Origin of the sequence: Sphingopyxis sp. P1IMeth2 (genome assembly GCF_900185685.1) — a bacterium.
In the GTDB taxonomy this organism is placed as follows: domain Bacteria; phylum Pseudomonadota; class Alphaproteobacteria; order Sphingomonadales; family Sphingomonadaceae; genus Sphingopyxis; species Sphingopyxis terrae_A.
This window is the reverse complement of the sequence record NZ_FYAT01000017.1, coordinates 19209-34301: the sequence shown is the minus strand read 5'-3', so window position 1 is coordinate 34301 and position 15093 is coordinate 19209. Positions and strand designations below refer to the sequence as shown.

The following is a 15093-nucleotide window of genomic DNA, read 5'->3' as shown; positions in this document are numbered from 1 at the left end:
ATGTGACGCACTGTCCGCCCGCAAAAGGCATAGCGGGGGCCGGGGCATGCGCACCTATTTGGTGGTTATCGACGACAGTCCGGAGGCGACGCTGGCGCTGCGCTTTGCGGCGCGGCGCGCGGCGCGCACGGGCGGCGGGGTGATGGTGCTGGCGATCGTGCCGCCCCAGGATTTCGTGGCTTTCGGCGGTGTCCAGGCGACGATCGAGGCCGAAGCGCGCGAGCATGCCGAGGAACTGGTCGCCGCCGCCGCCGATGCGATCGCGCAGGAAGCGAATGTGACGCCCCAGATCATGGTCAAATCGGGCAAGCCGGCCGAGATCGTGCGCGACGTGATCGGCGCGAATGACGAGATCGCGGCGCTCGTCCTTGCCACCGCCGCGAGCGGCGCGCCGGGGCCGCTGGTGTCGCATTTCACCGGGCACGACGCGGGAACGCTGCCATGCCCGGTGATGCTGGTTCCGGGCGCGATCGACCTCGCCCGGCTCGACGCGCTGAGCTAGGCCGCCGCAGCGCGCGGGAGCGCTGCTGCGCCCTTCGCCTCGAACAGCGCGAGTTCGAGAACGACGATCGCCTGCACGACCAGGATCGCGATGCCGGCCCAACTCATCTGGCCCGCGAACATCGCCAGCACTGCAAAACTCGCCGCGACCCAGCCGAGATTGCCGATGGCGATCAGGTTGGCGAGTGCGCGGCTCGGGTTCTTTTGCGCCGCGACGAACAGCATCAGCGCCGCCGACGGCAGCCCGATCCAGCCTGCGGCCGCGACAAGCCCGGTCGGCAGACCGAGCAGCGCCGCGACCGGCGCGGTCGCGAACACGCACGCCAGGAACAGGATGCTGCAGGTAATCGCATCGATGACGAGGCTGTCCTTGAGATTGAAATAGGACATGATGGATTCTCCTTTCGAACCCCTCCTGAATGGCGCCGCGACGTCATCGCGTCGATTACGCGCCAAGTAATGGAAATCGCGCACCGCCATCGCTAACCAGAGGCAAAAGGAGACAGGCGATGCAGATGGTGCCGCTCGGCGAGCAGCTTCGCGAATGGCGCGCGCGGCGCCGGATGAGCCAGATGGACCTCGCCCTCGACAGCGAGATTTCGACCCGCCACCTGAGTTTCATCGAAACCGGACGCTCGAAGCCGAGCGCCGCGATGGTCCAGCGCATCGCCGATTGCCTGGAGGTACCGCACCGCGCGCGCAACGCGATGCTGCTCGCCGCCGGATACGCCCCCGACTATCGCGAGCGCCCGCTCGACAGCCCCGAAATGACCGGGATGAAGGCCATTGTCGACCATGTGCTGAAAGGGCACGCGCCCTATCCTGCGCTTGCAGTCGACCGGCACTGGAACATGGTCGCCGCAAACGATGCCATCGCGATCCTGACCGCGGCCGTGTCCCCTGCCCTGCTCGAGCCGCCGGTCAACGTGCTGCGCATCGCGCTTCATCCGGAAGGGCTGGCGCCGCAGATCGTCAACCATGCCGAATGGCGCGCGCATATCCTGCACCGGCTGGATCAGCAGATCGAGGCGAGCGCCGATTCCGGGCTCGCCGCGCTGCGCTACGAAATCGCCGGCTATCCCGCGCGGCCGGGCGATCAGGCCGCCCCGCCCGCAAGCAGCATCGCGGTCCCGCTGATCGTCGACACCGCCGCCGGGCGGATCGGCTTCGTCTCGACCGTGACGATCTTTGGAACGCCCGTCGATATCACCCTGTCCGAACTTGCGATCGAGGCCTTCTTTCCTGCCGATGCCGAGAGCGCGGCGTTGCTGCAGCGACAGGCAACGGTGCCATAGGCTTCGTCAGTGCAAGGAGCCGAAAGCAAGAAGGCAATCTCCGGCTTTCCGCGTTGCGGAAGGTTGCAGGCTGGAGATCGCTTCGTCGCTGCGCTCCTCGCAGTGACGAGGGACGATTATCGGCGCTTGCCTTGATGGCGGATATTGCCGGGCCGTCCGCGTTTACCGACCATATGCTTGCCCGCCTTCTTCACGCCGTCGCGGCGCGGCGGTCGATTGCGGAAGCCGCCTTCGGGCGCGTCGGGCAATTCGAAACGCAGCGCGCCGCTGACCGGGTTCGCCTCCATCAGCCTGAGGTCGAGCCGCTGGCCGACGCTATAGCTGACCCGGCCATGCTCGCTGTCGAGCGTCCGCGCGGCTTCGTCGTAGAAAAACCGCTCGCTGCCGAGCATGGAGACCGGCACCAGCCCGTCCCCGCCGAGGCCATCGACGGTCGCGAAGAAGCCGAACGGCTGCACCCCCGTTATCCGCGCCGGGACGATTTCGCCGACCTTGCCGGCGAGATAAGCGGCGACATAGCGGTCGACCGTCTCGCGCTCGGCCTCCATTGCGCGGCGTTCGAGCCCGCTGATCGCCTCGCCGATGCGCGAAAAGCCCTTTTGGTCGGCCTCGCCGAGCCCGCTGCGTTCGGGCAAGCCCTTGGGCTTGCCGGGCACTTCGAGACGATAGCTGTCGACCAGCGCCCGGTGGACGAGCAGATCGGCATAACGGCGGATCGGTGAGGTAAAATGCGCGTAGCTGCCAAGCGCGAGGCCGAAATGGCCCGCATTGGCGGGGCCATAATAGGCCTGCGTCTGGCTGCGCAGGATCGCCTCCATGATTTCGGGCAATCGGTCGTCGCCCGAAAAGCCGTCGATCAGGCGGTTGAACACCGCCGGCGTGATCACCTGTCCCAGCGCGAAGCTTTGTTCGAAGCTTGCGAGATATTCCTTCAGGCTGACCAGCTTTTCGCGGCTCGGCGGTTCGTGGATGCGATACATCACCGGCGATTTCTTCGCCTCGAGCGCCTTCGCCGCCGCGACATTGGCCGCGATCATATAATCCTCGATCAACCGGTGGGCGTCGAGCCGTTCGCGCACGCGGATTTCGGCGATATTGCCCTGCGCGTCGAGAATCACCTGCCGTTCGGGCAGATCGAGGTCGAGCGGCGAGCGCGCCGCGCGCGCCCTGGCGAGCAAGGTCCAGCAGCCCCAGAGGTGGCGGAGCGCCGGCAGCACGTCGGCGTCCCAGCCCTTGTCGGGCGCGTCGGCATCATAGGCCGCCTGCGCGCGTTCATAGGCGATGTTGGCGCGCAGCCGCACCAGCGCGCGGGTGAAACGCCATGACGTCACCTTGCCATGCTTGTCGACGGTCAGGTGGCACGCCATCGCCGCGCGGTCCTGCCCCGCTTTCAGCGAGCAGACGCCCGCCGACAGTGTTTCGGGCAGCATCGGAACGACGCGGTCGGGAAAATAGACGCTGTTGCCGCGGCGCCGCGCCTCGCGGTCGAGCGCACCGTCGGGGCGGACATAATAGCTGACGTCGGCGATCGCGACGATCGCCTTCCACCCGCCCTTGTTGCCGGGATCCTCGTCAGGGATCGCCCACACCGCGTCGTCATGGTCGCGCGCATCAGCGGGGTCGATCGCGACGATCGGCAGATCGCGCAGATCCTCGCGCCCTTCGGGCGTCAGCGGCAGCGTCGCGGCGCGCTCGGTCTCGGCGAGCGTCTCGTCGCCGAACACATGCGGGATATCGTGCTTCGCAATCGCGATCATGCTGAGCGAGCGCGGGACGAAAGGGTCGCCGATGCGGTCGATCACGCGGGCCTTGGTCGCGGGACCGCGTCCCGACAGTTCGGCACGGACGAGGTCGCCGATCGCGGCATCTCCCATGTCGGCCACGGCGAAGTCGAACCGCGCGCGCTTGTCGGCGGGGCGCAGCCAGGTCATCGGCTTGCCGCCGGGGCCGGTGTCGGCAACCAGCACGCCGATCACGCTTTCACCGCCGGACTGGAGCTTTTTCATGGGATGCGCGACATGGCCGCTGCCGCGCTCCTCGGTGCGGGCAAGGATACGGTCGCCGACGCCGAGCGCACTCTTGCGGCCCTTTTCCATCACGCGAAGGCGCGGCGCCGGGCCACCGCCTTCCCAGCGATCGGGCACCGCCCAGACCGTATCGCCCTCGACCGCGGCGACGCGCAGCACGGTGACTTTGGGGAGGCCGCCATGCTTGTGGAACGCCCGCCCCGGCGCCATGTCGACGACGCCTTCGTCGGTCATGTCCTTGAGCAGCGCCTTCAGCGCGATCTTGTCGGCACCGCGCAGCGCGAAATGCTTGGCAATCTCGCGCTTGCCCACCGCACCGGGGCTGTCCTCGATGAAACGCAATATCTGCTCGCGCGAGGGCAGACCCGCCGGCTGCGGCCGCTTCGGCGCCTTTGCCAATTAATAGGTCCGCCCGATGAGCACGCGTTCGACCGCGGGCTCGCCGGTGAAGAAGCAGGCGCCGTCGGCGGGCGCGGCGTCGAGGGGGGTGTTACGCATCGTCAGCTTCAACGCTTTCAACTGCTCAACGATCCCTTCGAGCGCGGCACCGGTCGGGCGCGACCATTGTACTTCGGCCCAGCCGACGAATTTGTCGTCGCCGCCGAAATGCGCCGCAAGGTCGGTGACGTCCCGGCGGATATTGGCGTCGAGGCGCGCCTTCGCGTCGGCATAAAGCCCCTGCTGGATCGCCTGAAGAATGGTCGCGGCTTCGGCGACGAAGGCATCTTTCGCGACGAAGGCGGTGTCGAGCTTGCCGCTCTCCTGATACAATCGGTCGCGGCGGATGACCGCGACATTGCCGCCCGCGACGTCGCGCGGGCCGACCTCGACGATGATCGGCGCGCCCTTCTTGACCCAGCCCCAGCGCTTGGTCTGCGCCTTGTTCGCGCCGGTGTCGAGCAGCACGCGTACCGGTTCGCGGAACGCGTCGAGCGCCTTCAGCTTCATCTCGAGGTCGCGGCAATAATCAAGGATCGCGTCGTCCTCTTCATTGTCGCGCAGCATCGGCACGATGACGATCTGGTACGGCGCGATGCGCGGCGGACAGCGGAGGCCATCGTCGTCGCCGTGCGTCATGATGACGCCGCCGATCATGCGCGTCGACACGCCCCAGCTCGTCGTGTGGCAAAGGCTGTGGCCGCCGTCCGTGTCCTGGTAGCGGATATTTGCTGCCTCGGCGAAGCCGGTGCCGAGATAGTGCGAGGTGCCGGCCTGCAGCGCCTTGCCGTCCTGCATCATCGCCTCGATCGAATAGGTCGCGACGGCGCCCGGAAAACGCTCGTTTTCGGGCTTTTCACCGGCGATCACCGGCATGGCGAGGACGTCCTCGGCAAAACTGCGGTACATTTCGAGCGCGCGCAGCGTCTCGGCCATCGCATCGCCTTCGTCGGCGTGCGCGGTATGGCCTTCCTGCCACAGAAATTCGCTGGTGCGCAGGAACATGCGCGTGCGCATTTCCCAGCGCACGACATTCGCCCACTGATTGACCTTGAGCGGCAGGTCGCGCCAGCTCTGCACCCAGCGACTCATCGCGGCGCCGATCACGGTTTCCGAAGTCGGGCGGACGATCAGCGGCTCCTCGAGCTTCGCCTCGGGGTCGGGGATCAGCTTGCCCTTGCCGTCGCCGATCAGGCGGTGATGCGTGACGACCGCCATTTCCTTCGCGAAACCATCGACATGGTCGGCTTCCTTCTCAAAGAAGCTCAAGGGAATGAAAAGCGGGAAATAGCAGTTCTGAACCCCCGCATACTTGATCGCGGCGTCCATTACCGTCTGGATCCGTTCCCAGATGCCATAGCCCCACGGCTTGATGACCATGCAGCCGCGTACGCCCGATTCCTCGGCAAGGTCGGCTTCGGCAATGACATCCTGATACCAGGCCGCGAAGTCGGCCTGACGGGTTACGCTGAGCGCATGCTTGATCATCTGTCCTGTTTTCTGTGCTGGGGGCGGGAGAGGCCCCGATGTGTCACTTCTTTTTGGCGAGCTCGGCCTTAAGGTCGGCGATTTCGGCCTTGAGCGCTGCAATTTCGGCATCCCTGGCCTTGCCGCCGCCGACACCCGGGATGAAGGCGCCCGCCGCCTGCTGGAACATTTCCATGTTGCGGCGCGTCAGCTCGGCGAGCGGGCTCGATCCCAGCGCGCCCTCGAACGCGGCACGCACATCCTGCTGGTTCTTGCGGAACGCGGTCATCGACGCTTCCAGATATTGGGGCACCATCGACTGCATCTTGTCGCCGTACATGCCGATCAGGTGGCGCAGGAAATTGACCGGCAGCAGCGTTTCGCCGCGCGTTTCGGTGTCCATGATGATCTGGGTGAGCACATTATGCGTGATATCGTCGCCGCTTTTGGCATCGACGACCCGAAATTCGCGCCCCTCGCGCACCATGGCGCCCAGATCGTCGAGCGTGATGTAACAGCTGCGTTCGGTGTCATAGAGCCGCCGGTTCGCATATTTCTTGATCGTAACGACGTCGCCCTCGGCGGTCGTTTTGGACTTGGCCATGCTGCGGCGGCTCCTCTTCCGGCGCGGCGCGCGATCGCTTGCCGCGGCGCCGATGTGACAAAGTCCGGCATTAGCATCAATTCATGACGCGCCGCAACATAAGTGCAGTCGGCGGTGATGATTCGGCCAAGCGCCGCATCGGGTTCCGCCGCAGCGACGTGGACTGCTTCATTTCTCACCGGCAGATTTCGGCACGCCCCGCTGCAGTAGCGCAAGGACGACCGCTCGACCCGTAAATGCGGCCACGTAATATAGTTTCACGAGAAACCTCCATTTCGTCATCATTTTTCCTTGAGATGGCCCTATGCAGACAGACATTTCGCAAGAAGATTAGCAAATTAGTATCACGATGAAGGGCCGACATGGCGCAACTGTTGCACCAAAGACACAGATTCAACCGTTCGTCTTCAACCTGTAAGAAAATTGCCTTGAGGGGCTTGTGCCTCCCCGGCTTTCCGTCTTTCTAGGGTCTAATCCGTTCATTTGGCATTTTGAACGGGCAACCGGGGAGTTATCTATGACTAAGTCGCACCTGCTTGTGGGTGCTGCTGCATTTGCAGTAGCAATTTCCGTGAGCCAGCCTGCCTTTGCGCAGGACACTGCTGTCGAATGCGTCGATGCCAATAACAACGGCATCTGCGATTCGGAGGAAACGAGCGCCGAAGCGGATTCGGGTATCGTCGTCACCGGGTCGCGCATCCGTCGGGACAGCTTCAACTCACCGTCGCCGATTACGGTATTGACCCGTGACGATTCGACCGTGGCAGGCTTCAATTCGACCTCGGAAGTACTGCAGAGCACATCGGTAACGGCTGGCGCGCGTCAGATCGACAACACTTTCACCGGCTTCATCACCGGCGGCGGCCCGGGTGCCAACACCCTTTCACTCCGCAGCCTCGGTCCGGCTCGCACGCTGATCCTGCTCAACGGCCGCCGCCTCGCCCCGTCCGGCACGAGCGGCAGCGTCGCTTCGGCAGACCTTAACGTCCTGCCCAACGCCATTGTGGAGCGCATCGAAATCCTGAAGGACGGCGCGTCGTCGATCTATGGCTCCGACGCGATCGCAGGCGTCGTTAACATAATTACCGACCGCAAGGTCAAGGGCCTCACGCTCGACGGCGGCATTTCGATTCCGGAAGTCGGTCAGGGCACGACCCGTCGTCTCGCGGTGATCGGTGGATATAACAGTGATCGTTTCCATATCTCGGGCTCGTTCGAGATATACGATCGCGACATCCTCAAGTTCGACGCGCACGATTATCTGCGGTGCCAGACCGAATATGTCGCCTCGGCTCCCGGGCAGCCGTTTGGTTCAGGCGACTTCATAGATCCGCGGACGGGCAAGCCCAAGTGCTATCCCACCGGATATACCGGGGTTAGCGGCGTGACGGTTAACACGATCGGCACGAGCACGATCGCTGGCGCGGCGGGTGGACCGGGCAATCCGGCGATCGGAACGTTCAACCGATTCCGCTTCAATCCTGCAGCGGGCGGCAGCGTCCCCGGCTGGGAAGGCGTCAATGGCGGCGGATCGTCGGCCCTCGGCAACCGCGACACTGTCAACGACAAGTTCTTCAATCGTTCGCTTGTATCACCGACCACCAACTATAGTGGTTACCTCGAAGGCGCTTTCCAGTTGCATGCGCTGGGCGAAGCGGAAATCTATTTCGATGGCCTTTTCACTCGTCGCGAATCGACGCAGCCTACCTTCTTCCAGGCTATCATCGACTATTGGCGCGGAAGCCCGTTGATCCCCGCGGAACTGCAGTTCTCGAATATCGGTGCAACTGACCAGTCGGGCGGCAATGCTGTCGGGGTACGCGTTTTCAGCAGCCGCAACTATGAGGGTCGCCAGCGCGTCGATTATACGCGCTTCGGCGGGGGTATCCGTGGCAACTTGCCGTTCAAAGATTGGACGTACGACCTCTATTTTGGCACGTCCTATAACAAGGGCGAATATTACCTGCAGCAGCTCATCACCTCGCGCATGATCCAGGCAATGGACGTTGTGTCTAATGGTGCGGGTGGCTATGTTTGCCGGGACACATCCAATGGCTGCGTCGCTGCGCCAGCCCTTACCGGAGCGGTCGTCAACGGCGACATTCCGCAAAGCTATCTGGATTTCGTAGCGCCGGAGGTACGCGGGACTACGAAGTTCTGGGAAACGACCGTTTCGGGCCAGGTCAGCGGAAGCCTGTTCACCCTGCCGGGCGGTGATGTCGGAATCGCGCTTGGCGCAGAATACCGCAAACAGAAGATCGACGACCAACCGCCCATCGAGCAGCAGACGGGCCAGCTGTACTCGTTCTCCACCGCAGGGATTACCCAAGGCAAAGACGCCGTGAAGGAAGTCTTCGGCGAAATTGATCTGCCGATTTTCGCTGACCGGCCGTTCTTCAACGTACTGTCGCTCAACGGATCGGTCCGTTACACCGACTATGACAGCTACGGAGATGGCTGGACCTACAAGCTTGGCGCCGTGTGGTCGCCGGTTCCGGCATTGTCGTTCCGCGGCACCTACGGCACCTCGTATCGCGCCCCAGCTTTGTCGGAGCAGTTCCAGTCGCCGACGGCAGGCTTTCTGTCGAACACGGTTGATCCTTGCTACCAGTACGGCAATCGCGATCCCTCGACCACGATCTACCAGAATTGTCAGGCTGCGGGCCTTCCGACCACCTATGGTGACGGCAATGCGGGATCGCCGCTCGGTCAGAACGTTCGCGTTTTGACCACCGGCGGTGCAGGCAGCGGCATCAAGGCGGAAACCTCGAAGAGCTGGACCGTGGGAACGGTCATTCAGCCGCCGCTCCCAGCGTCGGTCGGAAAGTTCGAACTCGCGGTTGATTACTTCAATATCGAAGTAAATAATGGCGTTGCCCAGTTCGGCGGTGGGAACATCATTTCGTCGTGCTACAACGACCCACAGTTTGCAGCCGGAAACAACGGCGGTGAGCTCTGCTCGTTGGTGACGCGTGAATCAGCGACCGGCACCAACCCGTATCGTGCGACCGTCACAAACGCGTTCATCAACATCGCCACCAATAAGGTTCGCGGTCTTGACTTCAATTTGCGCTATGTCCTGCCGATCGGTGAAACGACGCTGCGCCTCAACGCAAGCGCGACGCGGTACCTTCAGCAAGCAAGCAACATTGACCCCAACGATCCGCTCGATGAAGATAACGGCGAGATCTTCTATCCGAAGTGGACTGGCGACCTCGACGTCACCTATGATATCGGGAAAGTCAGCTTCTACTACGGCCTTAACTGGGTTGGTAAAATGGATAGCTTTGCGGCAGTCGGAGAAGATCGTAACAACAGTATCTACCAGTTTGCTACGCCGGACTATTTCACTCATTCGGCATCGATTCGGTGGAAACTGGAAAAGTTCACCCTCACCGCCGGCGTGAAGAACTTCACGGACAAGGAGCCGCCGCAGATTTCTGCGTATGTCTTCAACCGTCTTGGGAACGCCCCGCTTTACAGTGGATATGATTTTGTCGGTCGCACTTTCTTCATGAACTTCACTGCCAAGGTGTTCTGACAATTTTCATAAGCGTTTGATTTGGCGGCGGTCTTACACGAGAATACAAGGGCGTCGACCGAAAGAAACTTTCATTATACTGGATAAACAATCTGAGGGCGCTCTTTGAGCGTCCTCTTTTTTTGTCGCTTTGCGTCCTCCAACTATCGTCCGGCGAGCCTGCTCTCGACCCGCGCAAATCGCGCGCCCAACGCGGTCAGCAATTCATATTGCGACAGGCCGCTCGTGGTGGCGGTGGTCGGCAGGTCATAGTCCAGCGCCAGCCAGTCGCCCTCGCCTATGCCTTCGGCGGCGCTTGCGTCGAAGGCGGTGAGGTCCATCGAGACGCGGCCGATCAGCGGCAGCGCGCGGCCCTCCCATGCCGCACCGCCGGTTCCCGCGTGGCAGCGCAGATAGCCGTCGGCATAGCCGAGGTTCGCGATCGCTACCCGTGTGGGCCACGGCGCGGTCCAAGTAGCGCCATAGCCCACCGTTTCGCCCGCCGGGACAGTCCGCACCTGCAGCACGCGCGCTTGGGGATAGGCGACCTGCCTGATGTGCCCCGCCGCCTCGCCGCGCGGTAAGCCGCCATAGAGCGCAAGCCCGGGACGGGTCAGGTCAAAAGCATAATCGGGCCCGAGGCAGATGCCGGCGCTGTTCGCGAGGCTGTAACGCTGCGCGGGGATCTGGCTCCGCACCGCGCGGAAAGCGGCAAGCTGTGCCGCATTTTGCGCGCTGTCCTCGTCCGCCGAAGCGAGATGGCTGAGTAGATTGACGATGCCGAGCCCGTCGAGCGCCCCGCCCAACGCCTCTTCGACACGCAGGCCGAGCCGGTTCATGCCCGTGTCGACCATCACGTCGCACGGACGGCCTTCGCCTGCCGCGCGCCAGCGCGCCACCTGTTCGACGCTCGCGAGCACCGGCCGTGCGGGCAGCGTGCGCGCGGCGACCATGTCGGTCGCGCCCACGCCGTGCAGCACCGATAGCGACACGCCCGCAGGCAAGGGCATCAGCGCCGCCGCTTCGGCCCAGGTCGCGACGAAGAAATGCCGGCATCCCGCCGCCGCAAGATGGCGCACGATGGCGCCGGCGCCGAGGCCATAGCCATCGGCCTTCACCGCCGCGCCGCACCCCGCCGGGCCGCTGCGTTCGGCCAGCCAGCGCCAGTTATGGACGAGCGCGGCGGAATCGAGACGGAGCCGGAGCGGCGAAGCAATGTCGATCATCGCTTCGCCCTAGCCGGGAACGAACCTGTCGCCAATGGCCGTTCAGGCGTCGGCGGCGCGCTTGTCCCATTCGCCGGGAACCGGCTCCTTGAGCATGAAGGCGGCGACCAGGAAAGCGACGAGCACGACGCCCCATGTGTACCACAAGCCCGCATAGGCATTGCCCGTCACTGCGGCGATCAGGCTGGCGATGAACGGGAGGAAGCCCCCGAAATAGCCAGTGCCGATATGATAGGGGATCGACAGCGAGGAATAGCGCACGTGCGGCGGGAACATCTCGGCGAGCAAGGCGGCGACGGGGCCATAGGTAAAGCCCGACAGCGCGCTGAGGCCGAGCAGCGCGAGCAGGATTACGGCGAGGCTGCCGATCCTAGGTATCTGCTTGTCGAAGTCATAGCCCATCGCCTCGAGCGCTGGCCTCAGCAGCGCCGGATCTTCGCTGGCGACCTCACGGCCGCCGATATGGATTTTTACGCTGTTGAAGCCGCTTGCCGACGGCTGCACCTGATAGGGTACGCCCAGCTTGGTGAGTTCGGCAATCGTGCGGCCGCAAGCGGTCGTCTGCTGCTTCTGTTCGAAGGGATTGTAGGAGCATTGGCTGCCGGTCACGACGACCGGCGCCTTTGCCGCCGCCTCCTTGAGCGCGGGATTGGCAACTGCGCCCATCATCCAGAAGAGCGGGAAAAGCACGACCAGTGTCACCGCATAGCCCCAGATGATCGGCTTCTTGCGCCCGATCCGGTCCGACAATTTGCCCGCCCAGATGAAAAATCCCATGCCGAGCGCGGCGGCGAGGCCAACGATGACCTCGGCCGCAGTGTCGTCCACCTTCATCGGGCCTTTCAGAAATGCGAGACCGGAGAACATCGCGGTGTACCAGATGACCGTCAGCCCCGCCGCGATCCCGAACAGCGCAACGAAGATGCGCTTGGGGTTGCCGGGATAGGTGAAGCTCTCCTTCAGCGGATTCTTGGCGATCTCTCCTTCTTCCTTCATCGCCTGGAAGACCGGGCTTTCGGAAAGTTTGAGCCGCATCCACAGCGAAATCGCGAGCAGCAGCAGCGACAGCAGGAACGGTACCCGCCAGCCCCAGCTTTCCCAAACATCGGCGGGCATCGCCGCCTTGCACGACAGCACGACAATCAAGCTGAGCACGAAGCCGCCGACGACGCTCGCCTGGATGAAGCTGGTATAGAAACCGCGCCGTTCGGGCGGCGAATGTTCGGCGACATAGACCGCCGCGCCGCCATATTCGCCGCCGAGCGCCAATCCCTGCAATATGCGCAGCAGAATGACGATGATCGGCGCCGCGATGCCGATCGTTGCCGCCGAGGGGATCATGCCGACCCCGGCGGTGGCGATCCCCATCAGGGTGACGGTGACGAGGAAGGTATATTTGCGCCCCAGCCGGTCGCCGAGAAAGCCGAACAGCACCGCACCGAGCGGCCGGAAGCCGAAGCCGACGGCAAAGCCGGCCCACACCAGCAGCACCTCCAGCGTGGCGTTGTCGCTGGGGAAAAAGGCCTTGCCGATGATCGCCGCGAGCGTGCCGTAGATGAAGAAGTCATACCATTCGAAGATGGTGCCCGCCGATGATGCGGCGATGACCATGCGAATATCCTTCGCGGTCGGCTCATAGACCGCACCATGATCGGCGACGGCGGCTGCGTCGGTCATATACTCTCCCCTGCCCCGGTTCGGGCTTGCCCCCGTTTCTAGCGGGCGCCCGACCGCGCGCAAGCCTTCGCTTGGCGCGGCGGCCTATCGGTGGCAGATTGCGGGCCATGCAGTTCATCGACCTTTCGATCCCGATCACCAACGACGTCGTCTCCGACCCGCCGGTGATGCGCCCGCAAATCAGCTACATGACCCACGAAACGACGTGGGAACAGATTGCGATGTTCTTTCCGGGACTCGCAAAGGAGGACCTTCCCGATGGCGAAGGCTGGGCGGTCGAAAGCCTGACGTTGAGCACGCACAACGGCACGCATATGGACGCGCCGTGGCATTTCCATTCGACGACCGATGCGGGCGCGACGCCTGCGCCCAGCATCGACGAGGCGCCGCTCGACCTCTTTTTCCGGCCCGGCGTCAAACTCGACTTTTCGGATCGTCCCGCGGGCCATGTCGTCAGCGCGGCCGAGGTAGAGGCCGAACTGGCGCGGATCGGCCACACCCTTCAGCCGTTCGACATCGTGCTCGTCCAGTCGGGCGCGATCTATGGCACCGACAATTTCACCGATCAGGGCTGCGGCATGGGTGCCGAGGCAACGCTGTATCTCACCGAGCGCGGCGTGAAGGTCGTCGGCACCGACGCGTGGAGTTGGGACGCACCGTTCAGCCATACCGCGAAACGCTGGGCCGAAACGCGCGATCCGTCGATCATCTGGGAAGGCCACAAGGCGGGACGGATCCGGCCTTATTACCAGATCGAGAAGCTGACGGGCCTTGCCGCGCTGCCCCCGACCGGCTGGACGCTGTCCTGTTTCCCGGTGAAGATCGAGCGCGCGAGCGCCGGCTGGATCCGCGCCGTCGCGCTGATCGATGGCGCACCGGTTTCGCACACCGATTGACGGCGGCGGGCGAACGGCGCAGCATCGCGCCATGGCTATCACGATCACCCCCAGCGGCCAGGCGTGCGGCGCCGCGATCACCGGCATCGACCTGACGCAGCCGCTTTCGGCCGGCGTCGTGGCCGACATCCGCGCGGCGTGGCTCGACCATCATGTCCTCGCCTTTCCCGGCCCGTCGCTGGGTGACGACGATCTGGAGCGGTTCACCCAATATTTCGGTGGCTTCGGCGACGATCCCTTCATCGCGCCGGTTCCGGGGCGACGGCACGTCATCGCGGTCAAGCGCCGCGCCGACGAAACCGCGCCGCTGTTCGCCGAAAACTGGCACAGCGATTGGAGCTTTCAGGCAAGGCCGCCAGCCGGAACCTGTCTTTACGGCATCACCATCCCGCCGATTGGCGGCAACACCGAATTCGCGAACCAGCATGCGGCTCTCGCCGCGATGCCGGACGCGCTGCGCGCCCGGATCGAGGGGCGCCGCGCGATCCACAGCGCGCGCGGCGGCTACGCCCCCTCCGGCATGTATGGCGCGAACGACAAGGGCCGCAGCATGGACATCCGCCCCGGCGAAGCGGCGATGGCGACGCAGGCGCACCCGATCATCCGCAGGCACCCCGAAACGGGCCGCGAGGGCCTGTTCGGCTGCGCGGGCTATATCATCGGGATCGAGGATATGGACGACGCCGAAGCACTGCCGCTGATCGTCGAACTGCTGCACTGGCAGGAGCGCGAGGAATTTCGCTACAGCCACAAATGGGACGCGGGAATGCTGCTGATGTGGGACAATCGCTCGGTACTCCACCGTGCGACCGGCGGCTATGACGGTCACGACCGCCTGCTCCACCGCACCACGATCGCAGCGTGGGACGGCGATGAGCCCGGCGCGCACCGTTCGCGCGCCTAGGGAATATCCCCGATTGGCGAAACTTCGCCGCAGACCCATGCGTTGGCTTTTCCGAGAAGGGAGCCATGGTATGACTATTCCCCACGACACGCTCGTCCTCGTCGCAGACGGTCGCAAGGCATTATTTTTGCGCAATCTCGGCGATGAGCATCAGATCGACCTGCGCACCGCATCGCATCGCGAACGCGAGGATCGTAAGGACAGCGACATCAAGACCGACGCCGCGGGCCGCTCGGGCCGCCCTCCGGCTACTGGGGCGTTTCAGGACACGATGCACGAAACGGATTTCCACCAGCAGGAGGAAGATCGCTTTGCGCGCGATCTTAGCGAAAAGGTCAACGCGATGGCGCTCGCGGGCGAATTCGACGATCTCGTCATCGTCGCGCCCGCGCGCACGATGGGCGAGTTGCGACCGCTGTGGCACAAGGAAGTGCAGCGCCGCCTCGTGGGTGAGCATGTCAAGGAAATGACCGACCGTCCGGTGTCGGATATCGAGGCACTGCTTATCGGCGATGGGGCGCCGCCCTCGTGACCGCGT

12 protein-coding genes are annotated in these 15093 nt (G+C 64.0%); 6 read left to right on the top strand and 6 right to left on the bottom strand.

Annotated features, from left to right (window positions below):
- Positions 1-46: 46 nt before the first annotated feature.
- Positions 47-502 carry a universal stress protein gene (locus tag P1IM2_RS16910; RefSeq protein WP_186403207.1) on the top strand — a complete coding sequence of 152 codons (456 nt, stop codon included), beginning with the start codon at positions 47-49 and terminating at the stop codon, positions 500-502.
- On the opposite strand, the gene P1IM2_RS16905 is transcribed toward P1IM2_RS16910, so the two are convergent.
- Positions 499-891: a hypothetical protein gene (locus tag P1IM2_RS16905; RefSeq protein WP_186403206.1), complete on the bottom strand. Its 393-nt coding sequence runs from the start codon at positions 889-891 to the stop codon at positions 499-501. The two genes, P1IM2_RS16910 and P1IM2_RS16905, sit on opposite strands and share 4 nt — an antisense overlap.
- Before the next feature lie 119 nt (positions 892-1010).
- Between P1IM2_RS16905 and P1IM2_RS16900 the strand changes: the two genes are divergently transcribed.
- Positions 1011-1796 (top strand): helix-turn-helix domain-containing protein, encoded by a 786-nt coding sequence (locus P1IM2_RS16900; RefSeq protein WP_186403205.1) that lies wholly within the window; start codon positions 1011-1013, stop codon positions 1794-1796.
- Positions 1797-1912: 116 nt separating this feature from the next.
- On the opposite strand, the gene P1IM2_RS16895 is transcribed toward P1IM2_RS16900, so the two are convergent.
- Genes P1IM2_RS16895 through phaR form a run of 3 tightly spaced genes read right to left on the bottom strand, consistent with a single transcriptional unit; the run spans position 1913 to position 6332 of the window.
- The gene (locus tag P1IM2_RS16895; protein WP_186403204.1) at positions 1913-4222 is read right to left on the bottom strand and encodes a ribonuclease R family protein; all 2310 of its coding nucleotides are present in this window, start codon (positions 4220-4222) and stop codon (positions 1913-1915) included.
- Positions 4223-5749, bottom strand: a complete 1527-nt coding sequence (locus tag P1IM2_RS16890) for an aminoacyl--tRNA ligase-related protein (RefSeq protein WP_186403203.1) — start codon at positions 5747-5749, stop codon at positions 4223-4225.
- Between the two features lie 43 nt (positions 5750-5792).
- Complete coding sequence (gene phaR, locus P1IM2_RS16885; protein WP_186403202.1) at positions 5793-6332, bottom strand: polyhydroxyalkanoate synthesis repressor PhaR; 540 nt, start codon at positions 6330-6332, stop codon at positions 5793-5795.
- Positions 6333-6849: 517 nt separating this feature from the next.
- On the opposite strand from phaR, the gene P1IM2_RS16880 reads away from it, so the two are divergent.
- On the top strand, positions 6850-9873 hold the full coding sequence (locus P1IM2_RS16880; protein WP_186403201.1) for a TonB-dependent receptor domain-containing protein: 3024 nt from the start codon (positions 6850-6852) through the stop codon (positions 9871-9873).
- Between the two features lie 143 nt (positions 9874-10016).
- Here P1IM2_RS16880 and alr read toward each other — a convergent pair whose 3' ends face one another.
- Together alr and P1IM2_RS16870 are read right to left on the bottom strand one after the other, a co-directional pair.
- Positions 10017-11078: an alanine racemase gene (gene alr / locus P1IM2_RS16875; RefSeq protein WP_186403200.1), complete on the bottom strand. Its 1062-nt coding sequence runs from the start codon at positions 11076-11078 to the stop codon at positions 10017-10019.
- 42 nt (positions 11079-11120) lie between these two features.
- Entirely contained in the window at positions 11121-12755 is a 1635-nt protein-coding gene (locus tag P1IM2_RS16870) for an MFS transporter (RefSeq protein ID WP_186403199.1), read from the bottom strand.
- 107 nt (positions 12756-12862) lie between these two features.
- Between P1IM2_RS16870 and P1IM2_RS16865 the strand changes: the two genes are divergently transcribed.
- From P1IM2_RS16865 to P1IM2_RS16855, 3 genes are all read left to right on the top strand, one after another.
- The gene (locus P1IM2_RS16865; protein WP_062902336.1) at positions 12863-13651 is read left to right on the top strand and encodes a cyclase family protein; all 789 of its coding nucleotides are present in this window, start codon (positions 12863-12865) and stop codon (positions 13649-13651) included.
- A gap of 31 nt (positions 13652-13682) precedes the next feature.
- A complete protein-coding gene (locus P1IM2_RS16860) occupies positions 13683-14555 on the top strand; it encodes a TauD/TfdA family dioxygenase (protein WP_186403198.1) in 873 nt (290 codons plus the stop codon).
- Between the two features lie 70 nt (positions 14556-14625).
- Positions 14626-15087 (top strand): host attachment family protein, encoded by a 462-nt coding sequence (locus P1IM2_RS16855; protein WP_186403197.1) that lies wholly within the window; start codon positions 14626-14628, stop codon positions 15085-15087.
- Positions 15088-15093: the final 6 nt, after the last annotated feature.